This window comes from Butyricicoccus sp. Marseille-Q5471 (assembly GCF_951230135.1).
In the GTDB taxonomy this organism is placed as follows: domain Bacteria; phylum Bacillota; class Clostridia; order Oscillospirales; family Butyricicoccaceae; genus Agathobaculum.
The window spans coordinates 392,813-412,078 of the sequence record NZ_CATNVC010000001.1 but is presented as its reverse complement, the minus strand read 5'-3'; the positions used below and the strand labels follow the sequence as shown (position 1 = coordinate 412,078).

Here is a 19,266-nt window from a genome sequence, read left to right as displayed (position 1 = left end):
CCGGACGCATGTCCAGCCTTTCCAAATTACTGATTCAGTTTTGCGCGATAGGCGTCCTGATCGTAGTACACCTTGTTGCCGCTGCCGTCCAGACGGTAATAATCTCCGTCTGAATCTTGGTAGTCGCCGGTTGCGGGATCATAGCTGCCGCCTGATTCCGCGAGTGACGCGGGGTCGGCGGTCTGCTCCTGCGACGTGGAGGACGGTGGGCCGTCAGTCGGCTCCTCGGTAAAGTCAACGCCGCCGAGCGGTTCGGATGCGCCATCCGTCCCCTCTGAGGTGGCAGACGGCTTGGAAGCACCGGGGAACACGTCGTCATACACATAGGCGTGAATGGTTTCCGCGGCAGCGTCGGTATCATAAAGAATGTATTCGCTCGAAGACCCATAGTAATTCCACTGACCGTCCAGCGGAACACGGGTATGCTCAAGTGTGGGTACGCCGTTTTTGAGCGCACCAACTACAAGCGGCGCAAGCTCGGTCGGCGAGAGCGAGGTCGTCACATAAGGCAGCAGCGTCTGCATCAGGCCGAGCAGCTCGGCAGCCGAGCGATTCTGCACGCTGGAGAACAGCGCGCTTATCACGATGCCCTGCCGCTCCACGCGGCTCCAGTCGTCTCCCGTGCCGCCCTTACGGATGCGGCCGTAGCACAGCGCCTGCACGCCGTCAAGCTTTTGCTTGCCTGCGCCTTCAACACTGGCGAAGGTCTTGTTCTGTTCGATGCCGTAGTCACGGATGACACGGTTGAGCTCGGCAACCTCAGCGGTTTGCACGTCAATCTCGATACCGCCAAGCTGATTGATGATATCGACCAGCTGTTCGAAATCGACCGTAACGTACTCGGTGATGTCGGTGTCAAAGGTCTGATTGATGGTCTTGATGGCAAGCTCGGGGCCGCCGTTGAAGTAGGCGGCGTTGAGCTTGGCTTCACCGTAGCCGTCAATGCTTACAAGGCTGTCCCGCATCAGCGAAATCAGCTTGATTTTACCCCGCGTATTGTCTACGGAGACAATCATCATGCAGTCAGAGTGGCTGCTCGTGTCACCTTCGCGCGTATCAAGGCCGAACAATGCGATGTTGGTGATGCCCTCATCGGCTTTGACGCCCGCAGCCAGATCCTTGCCCGACAGCGTGTTGTCATAATTATAGCCGAAGAAGGTGCGGTACGCATAGAGACCGAGACAAAACAAGATCGCTACGAGTACCAGCACCGACAGCAGGCGCACCAGCATTCGCTGCATGCGTTTAAACGACATATCAGTCGCGGAAGCCGTGCTCCAGAATCTGCTGTGTCAGTTCAAGAACACGAAGGGTGTTGGTGTAGTTCACCTGACCGACCGGCATGCCGGCGGTAACGGTGATGATGTCGCCCGCGGCAGCGCCGACGGTGTTGACAGCTGCGCGAACCGACTGCTCAAACAGCTCAGTGCCCGAGGTCGGACGGCCAACCAGCGCCGGGGTAACGCCCCAAGACATGGTCAGGCGGTTAAAGGTCTTGTCGCACGGCGTTGCACCGATGACGGGTGCGCCGGGGCGGAAGGAGGATACCGCGCGGGCAGTCGAGCCCGACTCGGTGAAGGCAACGATGCACTTCGCGCCCAAATCATGGGTGGTGGTGCAGGTTGCATGCGCAATTGCGTTGGTCTTATTGTCGCCGATGACGTCCATGTTCTGGAACTCCAGACGGGTGGTGCGGCGGCGATCGTAGTGAATGGTGCGCTCTGCGTTCTCAGCGATCATGCTCATCGTGCGCACGGTTTCGACCGGATACTTGCCGACCGAGGTTTCGCCGGACAGCATGATAGCGGAGGTGCCGTCATAAACAGCGTTTGCTACGTCGGAAACCTCAGCGCGGGTCGGACGCGGGTTGTGTGCCATCGATTCGAGCATCTGGGTCGCGGTAACAACGCGCTTGCCGCGCGAAATGCAGGTCTTGATGAGGCTCTTCTGGATTTCCGGCAGCTCCTCAAACGGAACTTCAACGCCCAGATCGCCGCGGGCAACCATGACGCCGTTGGCTTCGTCCAGAATCTCCTGCACGTTGTTAACGCCTTCCATGTTCTCAATCTTGGCGATGATTTCGACGTCTTCCTTGCCGTGTGCCTTGAGGATAGCCTTGATGTCGCGGATATCCTGCGCGGTGCGGGTGAAGGAAGCGGCGATAAAATCGATGTCCTGCGTCAGGCCGAACTCGATGTCAGAACGATCCTTTTCGGAAACGAAGGGCATGTTCAGCTTGATGCCGGGTACGTTGACCGACTTGCGGTTGGAAAGAGGGCCGTTGTTGAGCGCGCGGCAGACAATGTCGGTGCCGTCCTTGATCTCAACCACGTCGAACGCGACCAGACCGTCGTCGATCAGCAGGCGGGTGCCGGCGGATACGTCAGACGGCAGGCCTTCGTAGGTGATGGAAACGATGGAGGAGTCACCCTCAACGTCGCGGGTAGTCAGAATGAAGGACTGGCCTTCCTCAACGGCGATGCGGCCTTCCTTGAAAGTCTTGATGCGGATTTCGGGGCCCTTGGTGTCCAGCATGATGCCGATCGGCAGGCCGAGCTCCTTGCGGGTGGCCTTGACCGCGTCCATGCGCGACTTGTGCTCCTCATGCGAGCCATGGCTGAAATTCAGGCGGGCTACGTTCATGCCGGCCTTCATCAGCTCAGCAAGAACGGGTCCTTCGGTCGCGGGACCAAGTGTGCAGATAATTTTCGTTTTACGCATCGAATCGTATACCTCACTTTAATTTTTCCTGCGGTTTATTTGATTATTATGACATTTTTTTAACGCATCTATTTTATCAGTTTTCCCGACTCTTTGCAATCTTTGCACGGACGCCCCCGATATTTTCATGTTTTCCTACAAAAAACAAGTGGCGTATGTGAAACATCTTGTGTTTTCTGATACGCCCTAGTATAATAAAGTATATCTTGTGTAACTCATTGACATAATTTGTACACATATTTCCAGAAAAAGAGGAATTTTTTATGCAGAAACCGGTTTTGGTCATCATGGCGGCGGGAATGGGCTCGCGCTACGGCGGCCTCAAACAGATTGATCCCATCGGCCCGGGCGGCCAGATTATCCTGGATTATTCGATATTTGATGCGCACCGCGCGGGCTTTGAGCGTGTGATTTTTATCATTCGACCTGAGCTGCGGGACGCGTTTGAGCAGGCAATCGGTGCGAAGGCGCGCCGCTTCATGCAGGTCGATTACGCTTACCAGACGCTGGACAGTCTGCCCGAGGGCTTGACCGCCCCGGCCGGACGGGAAAAGCCGCTCGGCACGGCGCACGCGGTCTGGTGTGCCAAGGAACTGGCGGCGGGATGTCCGGTTGCGGTCATCAATGCGGATGATTTCTACGGAGCGGACGCCTTCCGCAAAATGTATGAATATCTGCTGAACGCGGCAGATGATGAAAAGTACCGCTACTGCATGGTCGGTTACCGCGTGGAAAACACGCTGACCGAAAACGGCACGGTGTCGCGCGGCGTGTGTACGGCCGATGAAAACGGATTTTTGACCAGCATTGTCGAGCGCACCGCCATTTCGCGTGCGGCGGACGGCCGAATTGTGTACGCCGCGGACGGCGACGCGCCGGCGGGGGAGATTGCCGAGGGCACGCCGGTTTCGATGAATCTATGGGGCTTTACGCCCTCCTTCCTGCCGCTGCTTGATGAGGGGCTACGACGCTTTTTTGCCGCAAAGCTGCCGCAAAACCCGATGAAGGGTGAATATTATCTGCCGTTTGCGGTCGATGAGCTGATTGAAGCGGGACGCGCCTCGGCTAAGGTGCTGACCACCGATGCGCGCTGGTTCGGCGTGACCTATCGGGAGGACAAGCCGGTCGTTATGGCGGCTGTCGCAGCGATGACGGACGCGGGCGACTACCCGCGCGACCTGTAAGGGGGGTACATATGGATTTCTCGACCGAATTCATCGGCCTGCGCGATCGAATGGCGCAAAGTATGCAGAAAGGCTTCGTTCTGTCGCAGAATGTGGATGTTAAAGGGCGTATGGCAGCACTTTACGGTACGTTTGGGATTGATGAGGAGCGCAAGCTGCTCGGCATCATGGGAACCGGTTCGTCCACCCATGCGCATGAATACCGCGTTTTGTTCGCCGAGCCGGAATTGAATGAGGCGCAGCTCGAGCAATGGTGGGATTACGTGAAAACGCTGCAAAGCGAGCTGGTAACGCCTGATGCGGCGCATGAATTCTCCATTATTTCGATGATACTGGCGTGTGCCGACCCGGATAAATCGGTACAGAAAAAAATCAAAAAGCTTACATCGGAGTGCAGCTATCGCGCACCTGCGCATGGTTGGTCATCGGTGCGGCTGGCGGTCGTTGACTTGAATGCACGCAAGGTTTATACCAACAGAATGGGCGGGCCGCTCAAGGATCTGCTTGCGGAATGGCTGTAAAATATGCTCGAAAACACTTGAAATCACAGAACGACTATGATATCATACTTTATACGCTTATAAACCGCGCATGACGCGGATAGAAACCATTGGAGGAATTGTCAAATGACTACCGCACAAATCGCACTGTCCGTCGTAATGATCGTCGCGAGCTTGTTCCTGATCGTAGTGGTGCTGCTGCAGAGCGGCGCACAGCAGGGTCTGGGTGCAGTTTCCGGCGGTGCTGAAACCTTCTTCGGCGCAGGCAAGGCCACCGCGGCTGATAAGGTCTTCGCCCGTCTGACCTCGGTTGTCGGCGTGATCTTCGTCATCGCGGCTCTGGTACTGAACTTGATTCACTGATGAAACTCCTGCAATTGGCACTGCTTGCCGCGTTTGTCCTGTTCGCCGCGCTGACCGCGCTGCAGCAGGTGCAGTATGGCATGATCGCGGGCCGCAGCGAGTCCGGAGACCCGCAGGATGATCCCAAGGCAAAGGCGTGCCGCAAACGCTCGGCGTTTTGTGCGGTCGCCGCCGCCGTCAGTCTTGCCGCATGTATCGCGGTCGGGGCTATGAATCGGTAACAAAAAAACAAGCTGTTGCAATGCAACAGCTTGTTTTTTGTTTATTCCGGAAATGTTTCGCACAAAAGAGCCTGTACAGCCTCCCATTCGCTTTGGTGCAGGCAGCATAGATGATCGTGCGGAACGATAAGCGGCGTGCCGTCCGGCAGGCGGGCCGGCAAATCGAACACTTCTTCATGCGCGCGTGCAAAGTCCGCAAGCGTGACAAAGGCCATCCCTGCGACTTCGGAGCCGGGGGCAAAGGGCGGCGCGCCGTCCCTGCGGCAGACAAAGGCGAAGGCCAGCTCATCGTCAAAGCCCTGTGCTTCGCCGCGGTCATACTGTTGCACGTGCGCACCGGCGGCAATCAAATCAGCGGGCGCAAGAGTAAGGCCGATCTCCTCACGCGCTTCGCGCAGCACGCCTGCCTCGGGCGTTTCTCCCGGGTCGATGTGCCCGGTCGAGGTCAAATCATACCAGCCGGGGTAAAGCGGACGGTCATGCTGCCGTTGCTGCAGCCAGAGACCGCGCTGCCCGTTCCAAGTGCCGCAGACCCACAGGTGGCAAACGTGATGCCGCAGGCCTTGGGCGTGCACCGTGGTGCGCGGGCAGTCGCCGCAGGGGCGGCCGTCCGCATCGTAAACGGTCAGCAGTTCACCGTCCCGTCCGCCGTCGGCAAGGGCCTGCTTGGCGGGACGCGGCAGCTTTTTGAGGGCGGCTTCGCGCTGCATGGCCTCGCTTTGCGTGTCGAACACCTCGCTGTGCGCCAGCACGACCGGACCGCGTCCGCGCGTGTATTTGGCGCCCCGCCCGCTATTGTGCGCGGCGAGTCTGGCGGTCAAATCGTTGGTCCAGCCGCAGTAAAAGGTGTCGTCGGCACAACGAAGCATGTAAGCGTAATTCATCGGCGCATGACCCGTATGTCGCGCTGAGCTGCCAGCGTGCAGCCTGCGTTTTGAATCTGCTCACGCACCTTGTCCGCACAGGCGGAAGAGTCGCCGCTCGATGAGACCAACAAAATTTCGACCGTCGTCCCGCGCGGCAGCAGCTCGACCATGCTGTTGAACGGCGGCGCGGGGAAGCCCGCCCAGACCGGCGCCATCAGCACAACGCGGTCATATTCAGACAGATTGGGCAGCGGTCCGATCAGCGGCACGCTTTTCTGCGCCCGCGCGGCGGGACAGCCGCGGACAAATGCGGTAATGGGATTGTATTTCTGAGCGGGACGAACCTCGAACAGTGCAGCCTGTCGGGCGTCAGCCTCGGCGCGGGCGTACGAGCGCGTCGAGCCGCCGAGCGAAAAATAAACAACAGCGGTTTTCATCGGCAAAACCCTCCTTGTATACGTTCATTATAGCACAACATACCACGCGAAACAAAGAGGGACGGCGCAAAGCCGTCCCCCGTTTTTATCTTTATTTTTGTTGCTCGGCTTGTTCCTGCTCGAGCGCCGCTTTCTTTTTTTTGAAAGAGCGGTTTGCGATGAAATAACCCACGGCCGCGCAGATGATTGCCATCGTCGTCGCACTGGGGGTTTTTCCGAAAATCAGGCCGATAATGCCGGACAGGATATAGCCGCCCGCGACACCGAATGCAAGACCGTGGAAGCACATGCGGGGAAGACCAAAAATTTTGTTGGTAAAGAGCGGTTCGGGTTCGGGCTCTTCCTCGGCGGTTTCGGTTTCTTCGTCAGAATCGGTTGTCATGTCGGTTTCGGAGAGCGCCACGGCGGTTTCCTCTTCCGGCACTGCGTCCAATTCTTCGATTTCTTCGTTCAACGGCTGCTTTTGTTCGCTCATAGGGGATACATCCTCTCGTTTTCGTGATTAAACCGCGCTCTGCGTCGGAATGATAATCGCAGCGATGATATAGACCCAAAGACCGGCCGAGCCGAGGAAGCACAGCAGCACCCACGCCAAGCGGACAAGGGTTGGATCAATGCTGAAATACTCACCGACGCCGCCGCATACGCCGCAAAGCATACGGTTGGTTTCACTGCGGTAAAGTTTCTTGTCATTCATAATAAAGACTCCTCTTTCTTATCATACGGGTTTTGTGGTGTACAGTCAAGTTATTCTTCGGTAAACAATGCAATCTGTCCCGCGCCGACGGAGAGGTCGAGTTCGCGCAGGCCGCCGTTTTGCTCGGTGCGGTGCGTGCCAAACATGCCGCCGGTGATTTCGGTGCCGTTGAGGGTCACGCCGCCCATAGAAGCCTTGGCGCTGAGCGAGTAATCTGCCGCGGTACCGGCCAGTGAGGCGCTGATGGTACCTGCGCCCGCGGTCAGGTCGAGGTCGCGTGCATCAAGTGTTTCGTTTGCGCTGATTTTGCCGGCGCCGGCGGTCAGTTCAATGGATTCTGCCGAAAGCGCGGTGTCGATTTCGAGTGCGCCGCCGCCGAGATTAATTTCGATCTCCTCGAAGGCTTCGGTCGGCAGCGTGATGAGCACTTCATCCCCCTGGCCGTTGCCGCGGATGCTCAGCTCCCAGGTGTCGCCGTCCATCACGTTGGTGGTGACGCGGCCGGATGCTACGCCGAAATCGTCTGACTGCGCGATGCGAAAGCTGCCGGCGCTCAGATTAAATTCCAATTTGCGGGTTTTGTCGTCAAGCGAGCCGGTAATCGGGGTGGAAGAGGTGACGGCATCTGCGCCGAAGTCATCCTCGTACCAACCGGCGTGATAGCTGCCGTCTGCGTCCGTCCATTCGCGGTAGTGCAGGTTGTCACGGATGAATTTACCCGCATCGTCAACCGATTCGCGTACGGAATGCAGCGAGCCGTTATAGTATGACCCGTACAGTTCACCGCCTGCGATAATGCCGCCAAAACAAAGGCCGCCGCCGAGCGCAAGTACAATCAGACAGAAAATAACAAGTTTTTTCATCGTTTTACACCTCGAATCCGATCAAACGGCCAGCGCAGGATGGCGACAAAGCCGCGGAAAATAGGGGGGATAAACAGGGTGCACAGCTTGAACATCAGCAGGGCGGAAAGCACGCCGAGCGCAAGGCAGGCAAGGCCGCAGCCAAGCGTGACAACTGCCGAGGGCGGATTCCACCAGACGAAAAAGGAAAATACAATCAGTGCACCGCCGCCCAGCAGCAGACACAGCGGCAAGGCAACCGCGACCACCACCACGCCGAGCACGATGCAGACCGCCGCTGCAAGCAGCGAGACAATCACGCCGGCCACACCTGCGGCGAGCGGGACGCCGATCGGAATGGCGAGCAGCACCAACACGAGCAGCAGCCACGGATTGATGCCGCGCCAACCGCGTTTGGGTGTGGTTTGACCCGAAGAGGCGCTGCCGTTTTCGCCCTGTGATGCGTTTTTCGCGCCGGGCACTGTGGTCAGTTCACGATAATCCGCCAGAATCTGCGCGGCAACGCGTTGAGGAGAGCCGAGTTCTTCGATGGCGCGCGCCTCGTTTTCCGGACCGGCATCGTCGAGGTACTCCTCGTAATAGCGCAGGGCGCTCGCGCGCTCCTCGTCCGGCAGACCGGACAGCGCCCCCCACAGCGCCGCAAGATATTCGTTTCTGTTCATGATACTTGCCCTCCGAAAAAAATCTTGTCGATGCCGTCGCGGTAGGCCTGCCAGTCAGTCCGATGCTGAAGCAGTCGCGTGCGGCCGTGCTCTGTGATGCGGTAGTAACGCCGGTTGCGCCCGGCGAAAGCCTCGTCATAGGTTGTTAAATACCCTTCCTTGAGCAGCCGCCGCAGGACGGGGTACAGGGTGGATTCGGAAATTTCAATCACCTGCTGTACATCCTGTGTGATGCGGTAGCCGTAAGTGCTTTCCCGTTCGACGACGGCGAGCACGATGCCGTCGAGCAGGGAGGAGGCGATGGGATAAGACATTGCTGCCACCTCTTTCTTTGTTTCTGACAATATTATATGCGGTATAATATAGCCTGTCAACAGGTATTGCAAAAAAAGGCGGAGACGAATTGTAAATTTAGTGAAAACGATGCGCGTAAAAGCACCGGAACGCATTGTATTTAAAAGGGAAAAGGCGTATAATGTTATGCGTATAGCAATGCGCAAATGCAGTTGCTTTGTGGGAAGGGAGAACTCATGAAATTGGCGGTTTTATTCGGCGGTGTGTCGAGCGAGCATACAATCTCGCAGCTTTCGGCGGCCTCCGTTTTGCGAAATCTCGATAAAGAAAAGTATGATATTCTGGCGGTTGGCATTACTGAGGACGGCCGCTGGTTCTATTATCCCAATTATGACGCGGCGCGTATTGAATCCGGCGCGTGGGTAAATGAGCAGACGCTCGTGCCCGCTGTGCTGTCGCCCGACCGCGGCACGCACGGCCTGCTCCTCTTGCGGGACAACGCGGTGGAAAACGTTCGGCTTGACTGCGTGTTCCCCGTGCTGCACGGCGTCGGCGGAGAGGACGGCACGGTGCAGGGTCTGCTCGAGCTGGCCGGTATCCCGTACGTCGGCTGCGGCGTAGCGGCGAGCGCCAACACAATGGATAAATCCATTGCCAAGGTTTTGGTCGATGAAGCCGGTGTGCGGCAGGCGCGGTATTATCTCGCGCTGCGCCCCGACTTTGAAAAGAACGCCGAAGCCATCGCGCAGGCGGCAGCCGATCAAATCGGTGCGTTTCCGGTGTTCGTTAAGCCCTGCTCGTCCGGCTCGTCGGTCGGCGTGGCCAAGGCGTGCGATATGACCGAATTGGTCGCCGGCCTGCGAGAGGCATTTCAATATGACGCAAAGGTGCTCGTCGAGGAGTTCATTGACGGACACGAAGTCGAATGCGCGGTACTCGGCAACAGTGACGCGATCGCATCCACCGTCGGTGAAATCGCGCCGACGCAGGATTTTTACACCTTTGACGCCAAGTATAACGACGAAAGCTCCAAACTGTACATCCCGGCGCACATCACGGAAGAGCAGATTGAGACCGTGCGGCGAAATGCGCTGCGTGTCTATGCGGCGCTCGGCTGCCGCGGACTGAGCCGTGTTGACTTCTTCTGTACCTATCAGGACGGTGAAATCGTATTCAACGAGCTCAACGCTATTCCGGGCTTCACCTCGATCAGCATGTATCCCAAGCTCTTTGATTATGAAGGCATTGGCTACACCGCGCTGCTCGACCGCCTGATTTCCCTCGGTCTGGAGGAGCATAATGGATAACCGCGCAATCGGCGTGTTCGATTCCGGCCTCGGCGGGCTGACCGCCGTGCGTCGTATGCATGAGATCATGCCGAATGAAACCATCATTTACTTTGGCGACACCGGCCGCGTGCCCTACGGTACGCGCGGGCGGGATACCATCATTAAGTATACCCGGCAGGACGTGAAATTTCTGCTTGGACACGATTTAAAAGCGATTTTGGTCGCCTGCAACACGGTTTCCGCTGTGGCGCTCGATTTGGTGAACGCGGAAGTGCCTGTGCCGATGTTCGGCGTGGTCGAACCCGCGGCCGAACGCGCCGTGCGGACGACAAAAAACGGCAAAATCGGCGTTATCGGCACGGCGGCTACCATACGTTCGGGCGTGTACGAACGCCGTCTGCATAAGGCAGACCCGGCATTCGAAGTGTCAGCGCAGGTTTGCCCGCTGTTTGTGCCGCTGGTCGAAAACGGACGGGTCAAGCGCGGCGATGTGGTCATTGAGACCGTGGTACGCGAGTATCTGACGCCACTGCGCGACAAGGGCGTGGACACCCTGATTCTCGGCTGCACGCATTATCCGCTGCTGCGCGAGGTCATCGGTGATTTTATGGGCGATGGCGTGACGTTGATCGACTCGGGCGCGATTGCGGCGGAGACGCTCAAAACAGCGGTCAATCCCGCGGAGGGACCGGGCGGCACACGGTATTTCGTGTCCGACGACCCGACGAGCTTTGCGCAGCTTGCCAGCCTGTTTTTACAGGAAGATGTGGCCGATCAGGCGGGTCTGGTCGAAATCAGTGCATATTAATGCCCAAGGAGTACGAAAAATACATGAAAAAAGACGTTTGGCTGTCGATCAATTCGGCGCAGCAGTTTGTTGAGTGCGACGAGGAACAGATTGATTTGGTCACCGCGGCGGTGCTGTATGAACGCGGCGGAAAATATTATATCATCTATGAGGAAAGCGAGCTGACAGGACTCGACGGCACACGCACCACGCTCAAGCTGGATGGCAAAAGTGTGTCGCTGATTCGCACAGGCACTTACCCTTCACAGATGCTTTTTGCCGAGGATGAGCGCCATGTCGGCCTGTATCAGACGCCGGTCGGCTCTGCGATGACCATTGCGACCCACACCTCCCGCGTGTACAACACGGTCGGGGACGAGGGCGGCGAGCTGATTATCGATTATACGATAGAGGTTGACAACTGCGTCATGGGAGAACATCATTTCGAAATGGTGGTAGCACCCGAACCTATGTAAGCATTTCAAATAGAATCGGAATAAAAAAGAAACACGGAGAGTGAACTGATGAACGCATATGAATTCGCGCGCGATGAAGCCACCCGCGTGGTAGAAGCGGCATACAAAAAAGCAGTTGCGGCAGGCGAGCTGCCGGAGGGGGAAATTCCCGCCGTTGCGGTTGAGACCCCGAAGGACGCTACCAACGGCGACTGGGCGTGCACCTTTGCCATGCAGTGCGCCAAGCCCCTGCGCCTTGCACCCCGCAAAATTGCCGAGGCGATTGTGAGCAATCTCGAGCTGGACGGCAGCTGCTTTGCTTCGGTCGATATTGCAGGCCCCGGCTTTATGAATTTCACCCTGAACCAGAGCTGGTATGAGGGTGCAGTGAAAAATGTGCTTGAAATGGGCAAAAACTACGGCCGTACCACGTCGAAGCACCCGGAAAAAATCATGGTAGAGTTCGTTTCCGCCAACCCCACCGGCCCGATGCACATGGGCAATGCGCGCGGCGGCGTGTTGGGCGATTGTCTGGCAGAGGTGCTCGACTGGTCGGGCAACGAGGTCACCCGTGAGTTCTATATCAACGACGCGGGCAATCAGGTGGACAAATTTGCCCACTCGGTTGAGGGTCGCTATATCCAGGAAATTCGCGGTGAGGACGCAATCGAATTTGATGCCTCTTGGTATCAGGGTGACGACATCCGCGTGCTTGCACACGATTTGGTGGAGCAGTACGGCGACAGTCTGATGGAAAAAACGCCGGAGGAGCGTTTTGCCATCATCGAGGGCTACGGTCTGCCGACCAACATCGCCCGCATGAAGCGCGATTTGGCACGCTATAAGATCGAATATGATGTGTGGTTCAAGGAATCCACCCTGCATGAGTCGGGCGCGGTCGAGGCGGCCGTCAACCTGCTGACTGAGAAGGGTGCCACCTATGAAACCGAGGACGGCGCGCTCTGGCTGCGCTCGACCGACTTCGGCTGCGACAAGGACGATGTTCTGCGCCGTGCGAACGGATTTTACACCTACTTTGCGGCGGATATTGCCTACCATTTCAATAAGTTCAGCATCCGCGGCTTTGACCGTGTAATCAACATCTGGGGCGCGGATCATCACGGCCATGTCGCCCGCCTGCAGAAGGCACTCGATGCAATCGGCGTAAACGGTTCGGAGCGGCTTGAGGTCGTGCTGATGCAGCTCGTTCGCATGATGCAGGGCGGCGAAGTCGTCCGTATGTCCAAGCGCACGGGCAAGAGCCTGACGCTGACCGATCTGCTCGACGAAATTCCGGTGGACGCAGCGCGCTTCTTCTTCAACTCCCGCGCGGCGGAAACCCAGATGGAGTTCGATCTTGACCTTGCGATTAAGCAGGATTCGGATAACCCGCTCTATTATATTCAGTACGCGCATGCGCGTATCTGCTCGGTGCTGCGTAATATCGAGGAAGCTGGCTTCGCCCTGCCTGACGCGGCGCAAACCGATCTTTCGGTGCTCAGCGGCACGGATGAGCGTGCACTCATTAAGTCCATCGCGCTGCTGCCCGAAGAAATCGTGCAGGCAGCCGTGTCCCGCGACCCGTCGCGTCTGAACAAGTACGGTGTGGCGCTCGCGCAGCTGTTCCACCGTTTCTACAACGCCTGCCGCATCAAGGATGCGGACGAGCCGGTGCGCAACGCCCGTCTGGCGCTGTGCATGGCCGCTAAGCAGACGATTCAAAACGTGCTGACCATCATTGGCGTGGACGCACCGGAGAAAATGTAAGATGCGCAAGAAAAAATCCCGCAATCAATGGGTTCGGAGATTTGTGGCGGCCGTTCTGTCGGGTGCGCTGCTGCTCACGCCCGCCGGTGCAATCACCGCGCAGGGCGAGAGCGAAACCTGGTTCGACGGCGTGTGGGCGTTAATCGACACCTTTGGCCTTAAGACCGAAAATAATCCTTATGTACTGCAAAATTATATCAATAAATACCTTGAAGAGCATCCCGAGGAGATGTATCATGTTCTCAATGACCTGCTCTCGACGCTCGATACACACTCGATGTATCTGTCGGCAGAGGAATACTCCAAGGGCTTTTCAACACTCGAGGGATACGTCGGCATCGGCGTGGGACTCGAACAGACTGCGAGCGGCGTGCTGATCGGCGAGGTCATCCCGTATTCCGCGGCGGACGAGGCCGGCCTGAAGGTCGGAGATTTGGTCGTCAAGGTTGACGGTGCGGATGCGCTGTCGCTCACGACGACTGAAATCGCAGCCAAGCTGCGCGGAGAAGCGGGCGCGTCCATCACCCTGACGGTGCGCCGGCAGGGGCGTGATATCAATGTGACCTGCACCCGCCGGACGGTCAACAACATCTATGTTTCGGGTAAAACCGTGGCCGATGGCGTAGAATATATCAAGGTCAGCGCTATGGGTTCGGAAAACGATTGGAAAATGTTCGAACAGCTGTGGGATGCACTGCCTGCCAAGAACACACGGGCGGTTGTGCTCGATTTGCGCGGCAACGGCGGCGGTGTGATTGATGTTGCGCTCAAAATGGCGAACAAAATGGTCGAAAAGAAGGACACTTCTCTTGCCGGCGTGCGCTGGCGCGAGGACATGGGCGGACTGGAGCAGACGTTTTCAACGGGCGGCGGCCTGCCGCTCAATAAAATTGTCGTGCTGGTTGACAAGGGCACGGCTTCGGCGGCCGAACTGCTTGCGGGCAGTCTGAAGGACACCGGAACGGCCACGCTCTTGGGCGAAACGACCTATGGAAAGGGGCAGGGACAGTTTCACATCGATTTGGTCAACGGCGATAAACTCGTCATTACGACTCTTGAAATGGAGCTGCCCAAAACCGGCAAATACGAAGGCATCGGACTTACACCCAATCTGATGGTGGACAACCGTGTGGTTTCGGTCAATGCCGCGACTCTCACCCCGCTGGATACGAGCAAGACGCTGCGCTTCGGCGATACGTCGGACGATGTGTACGCGATGACCGAGCGCCTTGCGCTGCTCGGCCTGATGGACACGTCCAGCCGCGTATTCGATGGCGCGGCACTGGATGCCGTTTCTGCTTTTTTGGCAAGCTATGAGATGGAGCAGACGCTCAATGCCTCGCCTGAAATGCTGCAGGCATTGGATGGCGCGATGCGAACGCTCGACGGTCAGACCTATATGGTCGACAATCAGCTGCATACCGCGATTGAGCTTTGTAAGCTGGCCGCAGCCAAGCCGCAGCGATACACCGTGGCGGCGGATGGTTCGTGGACAGCCAAGTAACCACCATTTATTCTGGAGGAGAATATGGAAGATATTCCTTTGCGACATTCCCAACAAATCATACTGACAAGTGAGGATGCAATCCCGCTTTATCGGGAGGAGCAAAGCCGGTTTGCCGGCGCACTCGCACCGGACGGTGAGACCTGCGCCGCGTGGGTCGAGCAGCTGGATCCGCTGCCGGTCGGCCTTGCGCTCGACTGCCCGCCTGTGGCGGAAGAGGGTGAGCGGCCGCGCACCGTGCACTACATCAGCCTGTGCAAAGAGGCGTTTCGCAAGCAACTGCATGAGGCGGCGGCGTTTTACTATCTGCGCGGTGCGGAAACCTTTTTCGCGCTGCGTGCGGCCGTGCTTGCACTGGGCGATTTGTCTGGACGCACGGTGATTGCCGAACTGAACGTGCACGATGATGAGGCACGCTTGGAGGACGGCACCGAATTGGTGGCTGCTGTCGGCGTGCTGCAGCGCATCGGCGTGTCGACCGTGGTGCTGACCGCGCCCGATCCCGACTCGCTGACCGAGGCACTCGACCGTGTTGCGCCGTATGCGCGTTTGTCGGTCGGTGTAGCCATTCATTCGGCGTGGCTGCGCACGGATACTACCTTATATAATACCGAGCTGTATCTTCCGGTCGACCATGATGACGAGCGGCAGCTGCTGGACGCGCTCAAAGCGCATCGAGGCGGCCGCACGGTAGCGCGGGATCACGATGATTTCATTCTCGCACCCGACGGCAACAACGCGCACTTCATCGCGCCGACGGTTGACATTTCGGATGAAATCGAATGCGGTCACCGCCTGGGCGAGTCGCTGCTTGATGCGGAGGAGGAAACCGGTGCACTCAAGCTTGTGCTCGAAACCGAGGAGGATGTGGTCGCGCTCGAGGAATGCCGCTATCTGATTTCTCGTCCGGTCTGCCTGTGCGCGGAGTCACCCGAGCTGCTTGAGCAGGGACTGCGCGTGTTCCCGGGATTGGCGCTGTATGACGGCACGTGGGAGCAGGAAGAGGAAATGCTGCATTATTGGGAACAAAAATACGGTCTGATTCGTCTGTAACTCGGGCGTATTAGGGGAGGAACAGTATGGACTGGAAGGAAGTCACGATTTATACGACGACGGCCGGCGTAGAGCCGGTCGCCGCTTTGCTGGAAGACAACGGTGTGGAAGGCTATGTGCTCGAGGATGCAGCCGATTTTGAGGAATTTCTGCAGGACACCGAGATTTATTGGGACTATGTAGATGAGGATCTCGTGCGCGAAAAGCGCGCGCAGGAGACTTGCCTGAAAATTTACCTGTCCGATGATGCTGCGGGCGCAAAGCAGCTTGCGGACGTGCGCGCGGCACTCGAAAATCTCAAGGCGCGTGACGAGAAAAGCGCCTGGGGCCGTCTGGTGACCGAGACTGCGCTTACCCGTCAGGAGGATTGGGAATGGGGCTGGAAACAGTATTTTAAGCCCTTTCCGGTTGGCAAGACCTTTCTCATCAAACCCTCGTGGGAGTCGGTGGACGACGCGCAGGGCCGCCGCATTCTGGAAATCGATCCGGCATCGAGTTTCGGTACGGGCAGCCATGACACGACGCAGCTTTGCATGGCAGCGCTCGAGGATAACGTGCAGCCGGGCGACCGCCTGCTTGATATGGGAACCGGCTCGGGCATTCTGGCCATCGCGGCCGCAATGCTGGGCGCAAAGGTGGAAGCGGTCGTCGATATTGACGAAAACTGCCTGAAAACCGCACAGGAAAATGCGGAAAAGAACGCGGTTTCTATCGGGGAAGGCTTCTGCGGCGACGTGCTGCGCGAACCTGCGCTTGCAGGCCGTCTGGGTGAGGGATATGACATCATCGTTGCCAACATTGTGGCCGATGTGATTATCGGCATGGCGCCGATGTTTGCCGAAAAACTGTGTGCAGGCGGTATGCTGATTTGCTCGGGAATTCTCAATGAGCGTGCGGATGAGGTGCGGACAAGCTTGGAAGAACATGGGTTCGGTATTGAGAAATATGAAAAAAGTGACGATTGGAGCGCTTTTACCGCGAAAAAGTGTGTCCACTGAATGTACACTTGCCAAAGCCGTGGTTTTTTGCTAGAATAGAAAAGGTTATCAAGGAGTTGCTATGCCTAGATTTTTTGTAACCGGCGTTCCAGAGAATGGAAAGCTGACCCTGCGCGGGGAGGATGCGCACCATGCCGGCCGGGTGCTGCGGCTGCGCGAGGGTGAGTGCGTCACGCTTTGCGATGGGGCGGGCGTCGACTACAGCTGCGTGATTGAGACCATTGATGAGGGCGAGGTTGTATGCCGTGTGCTGGAGCAAATGCGCAGCATGGCCGAACCCAACACCAGAGTGACGCTTTATATGGCGCTGCCCAAGGGCGACAAGATGGAACTGATTGTGCAGAAGGCGGTCGAACTGGGCGTGCACGAAATCGTGCCCTATCTGTCCAAAAACTGCGTGTCGCGACCGGATAAAACGGAAAAAAAGGTTGTCCGTTGGCAGAAGATTGCCGATGAAGCCGCCAAACAGTGCGGCCGCGGCATATTACCGCGCGTTGCACCTGTGGCAACGGTCGCAGAAGCCATCGAACAGGCGGCACAGTGTGAAACCGCATTGTTCTTTTACGAAAATGAGCGGGAGACCGGTCTGCGTGACGCTCTTGTGGGCGGCGTCGGGCAAACAGTTTCCATGCTGATCGGCCCTGAGGGCGGTTTTGACCCCCGGGAAGCCGAAGCTGCCGCGCAGGCAGGGCTGAAAAGCGTTTCGCTTGGCCCGCGCATCCTGCGCTGTGAAACCGCGCCCATTGCGGCGCTGGCCGCGGTGATGTATGCCGGCGGCAACATGTAAAGAGTAGAGGGAGTTGAAGGAAATTGGCGAAAAGCAATGTCAAGAGCAAGCCGATCAGCCAGGAAGAATATATTACAAACAAGGTGCTCAGTGTATTCAGCATCTGCCTGCTTGGCGTGCTGATGCTGATGGTGCTCCAGCGCCTGATTGGCTATGGCAGCACCTGGGCCGTCGGCATGATGGTTTGCAAGGCGCTGATTGTAGTGGGTGTGCTCGGCGTACTGTGGAGCTTGTATCTGATGATGCAGGAGCGCAGCGGTAAGCGCAGTGCACAGAACCGCGTGCTCAGCGGCCGCAATGTGCTGATTGTCAGCGTGGTGATGGTGCTCATGCTGTCGATCATTAATTTTATCGGCACTGCGCCGATCAAGGCGTTTTACGTAATCCTGCCGGCACTGGCGGTGTATTATCTGATTTATCATTCCTACGCACCGGAATTTTTCGTGGTTTCGATTAACTGCGGCGCAGCGGCAGCACTTTCTTGGGTGGTACATCGTGCGCTGATTTCGTCGAATATGCGTGCAGTTGCCTATGTGGCGGTCGCAGTAATGGCGGTTATGGTGGTGCTTGAACTGGCTGCGGTGTCAGCCATTCGCGCGAAAAAGGGTAAAATCGAGCTATTCGGCCGCAAGGCAGAGCTGCAGTTGAGCAAGAATGCGTATATCATGCTCACGGCAACCCCGATTGTTATGACTGTGCTGGTTGCAGCGGCTGCTTTTGGCGGCGCTTCGGCTTACTTGGTCTGTGTCGGCGCTGCAGCGGCATATTTGTTCATCACGGCGGTATACTATACTGTCAAGCTGATGTAATTCTATCGTGAAAATCAAAAGCGGACGCCGGACTGGTCGTCCGCTTTGTTGTCTTCGGGAGGGAGGAGCCTATGAGACGCATACTGCGGACGTTGGCCATACTGGCGATTCTGGGCGGCGGCGCGTTGTATTGGATGTATCCGCGCCTGTCGGCTTCTCGTGTGCAAAACCCGTTTGACGCTGCGATACAGCTGGAGGCCGCTGTGCGCGAGGGAAAGGACACGGTGACCTTCCGCGCCGAGGACGTAGATTTAAACGAGGTCTATTCCGCACTTGAGTCTATTTATCCCTATGCGTTTTCGGTACATAGTACAACACGCTCCAACGGCACGGCTGAGCTGCGCGTGGAGGTGTCGCGTCCGGCGCGGCAGCGTCAGGCATGGGAATATGCACAGCAGATCGCGGCAGAGCAGATTAGGAGCGGTATGGACGACGTAGAGAAGCTGCGTGCGCTGCATGACGCGCTGATTCGACTGTGTGTTTACGACAGTCAAACAGCCGAAGGAGACCGGCAGGATGGCGCGACCGCGCCCTTTGCGGCGGACGGCGCACTTTTGGACCATAAAGCGGTTTGTGCGGGTTACGGCCGTGCCTATGTCATGCTGTGTGAAGCAGCGGGGTTGGATGCGGTTTATATTGCTTCGGAAAAAATGGATCATGGGTGGAATGCCGTACGGCTGAATGGGCACACTTTCTATATTGATTGTACATTCGACGACCCGGTGCCGGATCGCGGGGAATATGTGGAAGACCAATATTTCATGAAAAGTGCCGAAGAACTGCGGAAAACACATGTTTGGGATGAGAATTTCTATGAAAAAGTTTTGAATAAAATTTCTTAAATTTTTTAATGATTTTCCTTGACATTACGCAAACCCTGTCGTATAATAATACATGTCGCCGGCGAACGGACGACGCCCAGAAACGAATGGCGGTATAGCTTAGTTGGCTAGAGCGTCCGGTTCATACCCGGAAGGTCACTGGTTCAAGTCCAGTTACCGCTACCAGT

The 19,266-nt window shown here is 57.2% G+C and carries 23 protein-coding genes and 1 tRNA gene; 15 read left to right on the top strand and 9 right to left on the bottom strand.

Annotated features, from left to right (window positions below; translation table 11 throughout):
* Positions 1–26: 26 nt before the first annotated feature.
* Both QOX26_RS02160 and pyk read right to left on the bottom strand, forming a co-directional pair.
* A complete protein-coding gene (locus QOX26_RS02160; RefSeq protein WP_283673233.1) occupies positions 27–1,241 on the bottom strand; it encodes an LCP family protein in 1,215 nt (404 codons plus the stop codon).
* A gap of 16 nt (positions 1,242–1,257) precedes the next feature.
* Positions 1,258–2,721: a pyruvate kinase gene (gene pyk / locus QOX26_RS02155; RefSeq protein WP_283673232.1), complete on the bottom strand. Its 1,464-nt coding sequence runs from the start codon at positions 2,719–2,721 to the stop codon at positions 1,258–1,260.
* Positions 2,722–2,984: 263 nt separating this feature from the next.
* On the opposite strand from pyk, the gene QOX26_RS02150 reads away from it, so the two are divergent.
* The 4 genes from QOX26_RS02150 (at position 2,985) to QOX26_RS02135 (ending at position 4,989) form a co-directional block, all read left to right on the top strand.
* Positions 2,985–3,905 carry a sugar phosphate nucleotidyltransferase gene (locus tag QOX26_RS02150; protein WP_283673231.1) on the top strand — a complete coding sequence of 307 codons (921 nt, stop codon included), beginning with the start codon at positions 2,985–2,987 and terminating at the stop codon, positions 3,903–3,905.
* Positions 3,906–3,916: 11 nt separating this feature from the next.
* Positions 3,917–4,426 carry a hypothetical protein gene (locus tag QOX26_RS02145; RefSeq protein WP_283673230.1) on the top strand — a complete coding sequence of 170 codons (510 nt, stop codon included), beginning with the start codon at positions 3,917–3,919 and terminating at the stop codon, positions 4,424–4,426.
* A 105-nt stretch (positions 4,427–4,531) separates the two neighbouring features.
* Entirely contained in the window at positions 4,532–4,768 is a 237-nt protein-coding gene (gene secG, locus QOX26_RS02140) for a preprotein translocase subunit SecG (protein ID WP_283673229.1), read from the top strand.
* Positions 4,768–4,989 carry a hypothetical protein gene (locus tag QOX26_RS02135; RefSeq protein WP_283673228.1) on the top strand — a complete coding sequence of 74 codons (222 nt, stop codon included), beginning with the start codon at positions 4,768–4,770 and terminating at the stop codon, positions 4,987–4,989. Before secG ends, QOX26_RS02135 begins: the two co-directional genes overlap by 1 nt.
* 41 nt (positions 4,990–5,030) lie before the next feature.
* On the opposite strand, the gene QOX26_RS02130 is transcribed toward QOX26_RS02135, so the two are convergent.
* The 7 genes from QOX26_RS02130 to QOX26_RS02100 all read right to left on the bottom strand — a co-directional run bounded on the left by QOX26_RS02130 (position 5,031) and on the right by QOX26_RS02100 (position 8,828).
* A complete protein-coding gene (locus tag QOX26_RS02130; protein ID WP_283673227.1) occupies positions 5,031–5,873 on the bottom strand; it encodes a GIY-YIG nuclease family protein in 843 nt (280 codons plus the stop codon).
* Positions 5,870–6,292, bottom strand: coding sequence for a flavodoxin (locus tag QOX26_RS02125; protein WP_283673226.1), 423 nt, complete (start codon positions 6,290–6,292; stop codon positions 5,870–5,872). The genes QOX26_RS02130 and QOX26_RS02125 overlap by 4 nt, the downstream gene beginning before the upstream one ends.
* A gap of 91 nt (positions 6,293–6,383) precedes the next feature.
* Positions 6,384–6,767 carry a hypothetical protein gene (locus tag QOX26_RS02120; protein WP_283673225.1) on the bottom strand — a complete coding sequence of 128 codons (384 nt, stop codon included), beginning with the start codon at positions 6,765–6,767 and terminating at the stop codon, positions 6,384–6,386.
* A gap of 27 nt (positions 6,768–6,794) precedes the next feature.
* Positions 6,795–6,989 carry a PspC domain-containing protein gene (locus QOX26_RS02115; protein WP_283673224.1) on the bottom strand — a complete coding sequence of 65 codons (195 nt, stop codon included), beginning with the start codon at positions 6,987–6,989 and terminating at the stop codon, positions 6,795–6,797.
* A 50-nt stretch (positions 6,990–7,039) separates the two neighbouring features.
* Positions 7,040–7,852, bottom strand: a complete 813-nt coding sequence (locus tag QOX26_RS02110; RefSeq protein ID WP_283673223.1) for a DUF4097 family beta strand repeat-containing protein — start codon at positions 7,850–7,852, stop codon at positions 7,040–7,042.
* Positions 7,849–8,514, bottom strand: a complete 666-nt coding sequence (locus tag QOX26_RS02105; protein ID WP_283673222.1) for a DUF1700 domain-containing protein — start codon at positions 8,512–8,514, stop codon at positions 7,849–7,851. The genes QOX26_RS02110 and QOX26_RS02105 overlap by 4 nt, the downstream gene beginning before the upstream one ends.
* Positions 8,511–8,828: a PadR family transcriptional regulator gene (locus tag QOX26_RS02100; protein ID WP_283673221.1), complete on the bottom strand. Its 318-nt coding sequence runs from the start codon at positions 8,826–8,828 to the stop codon at positions 8,511–8,513. The genes QOX26_RS02105 and QOX26_RS02100 overlap by 4 nt, the downstream gene beginning before the upstream one ends.
* Before the next feature lie 216 nt (positions 8,829–9,044).
* On the opposite strand from QOX26_RS02100, the gene QOX26_RS02095 reads away from it, so the two are divergent.
* From QOX26_RS02095 to QOX26_RS02045, 11 genes are all read left to right on the top strand, one after another.
* Positions 9,045–10,115, top strand: coding sequence for a D-alanine--D-alanine ligase family protein (locus QOX26_RS02095; RefSeq protein WP_283673220.1), 1,071 nt, complete (start codon positions 9,045–9,047; stop codon positions 10,113–10,115).
* A complete protein-coding gene (gene murI, locus QOX26_RS02090) occupies positions 10,108–10,905 on the top strand; it encodes a glutamate racemase (protein ID WP_283673219.1) in 798 nt (265 codons plus the stop codon). Before QOX26_RS02095 ends, murI begins: the two co-directional genes overlap by 8 nt.
* Before the next feature lie 23 nt (positions 10,906–10,928).
* The gene (locus QOX26_RS02085) at positions 10,929–11,360 is read left to right on the top strand and encodes a DUF1934 domain-containing protein (RefSeq protein ID WP_283673218.1); all 432 of its coding nucleotides are present in this window, start codon (positions 10,929–10,931) and stop codon (positions 11,358–11,360) included.
* A 48-nt stretch (positions 11,361–11,408) separates the two neighbouring features.
* Positions 11,409–13,106, top strand: coding sequence for an arginine--tRNA ligase (gene argS, locus QOX26_RS02080; RefSeq protein ID WP_283673217.1), 1,698 nt, complete (start codon positions 11,409–11,411; stop codon positions 13,104–13,106).
* A 1-nt stretch (position 13,107) separates the two neighbouring features.
* Entirely contained in the window at positions 13,108–14,610 is a 1,503-nt protein-coding gene (locus QOX26_RS02075; protein ID WP_283673216.1) for a S41 family peptidase, read from the top strand.
* Positions 14,611–14,634: 24 nt separating this feature from the next.
* Positions 14,635–15,663 (top strand): hypothetical protein, encoded by a 1,029-nt coding sequence (locus tag QOX26_RS02070; protein WP_283673215.1) that lies wholly within the window; start codon positions 14,635–14,637, stop codon positions 15,661–15,663.
* A 26-nt stretch (positions 15,664–15,689) separates the two neighbouring features.
* Positions 15,690–16,661 (top strand): 50S ribosomal protein L11 methyltransferase, encoded by a 972-nt coding sequence (gene prmA, locus QOX26_RS02065; protein ID WP_283673214.1) that lies wholly within the window; start codon positions 15,690–15,692, stop codon positions 16,659–16,661.
* A gap of 61 nt (positions 16,662–16,722) precedes the next feature.
* Entirely contained in the window at positions 16,723–17,448 is a 726-nt protein-coding gene (locus QOX26_RS02060; protein WP_283673213.1) for a 16S rRNA (uracil(1498)-N(3))-methyltransferase, read from the top strand.
* A 23-nt stretch (positions 17,449–17,471) separates the two neighbouring features.
* A complete protein-coding gene (locus QOX26_RS02055) occupies positions 17,472–18,257 on the top strand; it encodes a hypothetical protein (protein WP_283673212.1) in 786 nt (261 codons plus the stop codon).
* Between the two features lie 71 nt (positions 18,258–18,328).
* Complete coding sequence (locus QOX26_RS02050; RefSeq protein ID WP_283673211.1) at positions 18,329–19,099, top strand: transglutaminase domain-containing protein; 771 nt, start codon at positions 18,329–18,331, stop codon at positions 19,097–19,099.
* A gap of 88 nt (positions 19,100–19,187) precedes the next feature.
* Positions 19,188–19,264 (top strand) — tRNA-Met (locus QOX26_RS02045).
* The last annotated feature ends 2 nt before the right edge of the window (positions 19,265–19,266 follow it).

Coding starts and splice junctions, on each gene's coding strand:
- QOX26_RS02150 (WP_283673231.1), top strand. CDS start 2,985: ATGCAGAAACCGGTTTTGGTCATCATGGCGGCGGGAATGGGCTCGCGC.
- QOX26_RS02145 (WP_283673230.1), top strand. CDS start 3,917: ATGGATTTCTCGACCGAATTCATCGGCCTGCGCGATCGAATGGCGCAA.
- QOX26_RS02135 (WP_283673228.1), top strand. CDS start 4,768: ATGAAACTCCTGCAATTGGCACTGCTTGCCGCGTTTGTCCTGTTCGCC.
- QOX26_RS02070 (WP_283673215.1), top strand. CDS start 14,635: ATGGAAGATATTCCTTTGCGACATTCCCAACAAATCATACTGACAAGT.
- secG (WP_283673229.1), top strand. CDS start 4,532: ATGACTACCGCACAAATCGCACTGTCCGTCGTAATGATCGTCGCGAGC.
- QOX26_RS02085 (WP_283673218.1), top strand. CDS start 10,929: ATGAAAAAAGACGTTTGGCTGTCGATCAATTCGGCGCAGCAGTTTGTT.
- prmA (WP_283673214.1), top strand. CDS start 15,690: ATGGACTGGAAGGAAGTCACGATTTATACGACGACGGCCGGCGTAGAG.
- QOX26_RS02105 (WP_283673222.1), bottom strand. CDS start 8,514: ATGAACAGAAACGAATATCTTGCGGCGCTGTGGGGGGCGCTGTCCGGT.
- QOX26_RS02125 (WP_283673226.1), bottom strand. CDS start 6,292: ATGAAAACCGCTGTTGTTTATTTTTCGCTCGGCGGCTCGACGCGCTCG.
- QOX26_RS02160 (WP_283673233.1), bottom strand. CDS start 1,241: ATGCAGCGAATGCTGGTGCGCCTGCTGTCGGTGCTGGTACTCGTAGCG.
- QOX26_RS02130 (WP_283673227.1), bottom strand. CDS start 5,873: ATGAATTACGCTTACATGCTTCGTTGTGCCGACGACACCTTTTACTGC.
- QOX26_RS02115 (WP_283673224.1), bottom strand. CDS start 6,989: ATGAATGACAAGAAACTTTACCGCAGTGAAACCAACCGTATGCTTTGC.
- QOX26_RS02075 (WP_283673216.1), top strand. CDS start 13,108: ATGCGCAAGAAAAAATCCCGCAATCAATGGGTTCGGAGATTTGTGGCG.
- murI (WP_283673219.1), top strand. CDS start 10,108: ATGGATAACCGCGCAATCGGCGTGTTCGATTCCGGCCTCGGCGGGCTG.
- QOX26_RS02120 (WP_283673225.1), bottom strand. CDS start 6,767: ATGAGCGAACAAAAGCAGCCGTTGAACGAAGAAATCGAAGAATTGGAC.
- QOX26_RS02100 (WP_283673221.1), bottom strand. CDS start 8,828: ATGTCTTATCCCATCGCCTCCTCCCTGCTCGACGGCATCGTGCTCGCC.
- QOX26_RS02050 (WP_283673211.1), top strand. CDS start 18,329: ATGAGACGCATACTGCGGACGTTGGCCATACTGGCGATTCTGGGCGGC.
- QOX26_RS02110 (WP_283673223.1), bottom strand. CDS start 7,852: ATGAAAAAACTTGTTATTTTCTGTCTGATTGTACTTGCGCTCGGCGGC.
- QOX26_RS02095 (WP_283673220.1), top strand. CDS start 9,045: ATGAAATTGGCGGTTTTATTCGGCGGTGTGTCGAGCGAGCATACAATC.
- pyk (WP_283673232.1), bottom strand. CDS start 2,721: ATGCGTAAAACGAAAATTATCTGCACACTTGGTCCCGCGACCGAAGGA.
- QOX26_RS02060 (WP_283673213.1), top strand. CDS start 16,723: ATGCCTAGATTTTTTGTAACCGGCGTTCCAGAGAATGGAAAGCTGACC.
- argS (WP_283673217.1), top strand. CDS start 11,409: ATGAACGCATATGAATTCGCGCGCGATGAAGCCACCCGCGTGGTAGAA.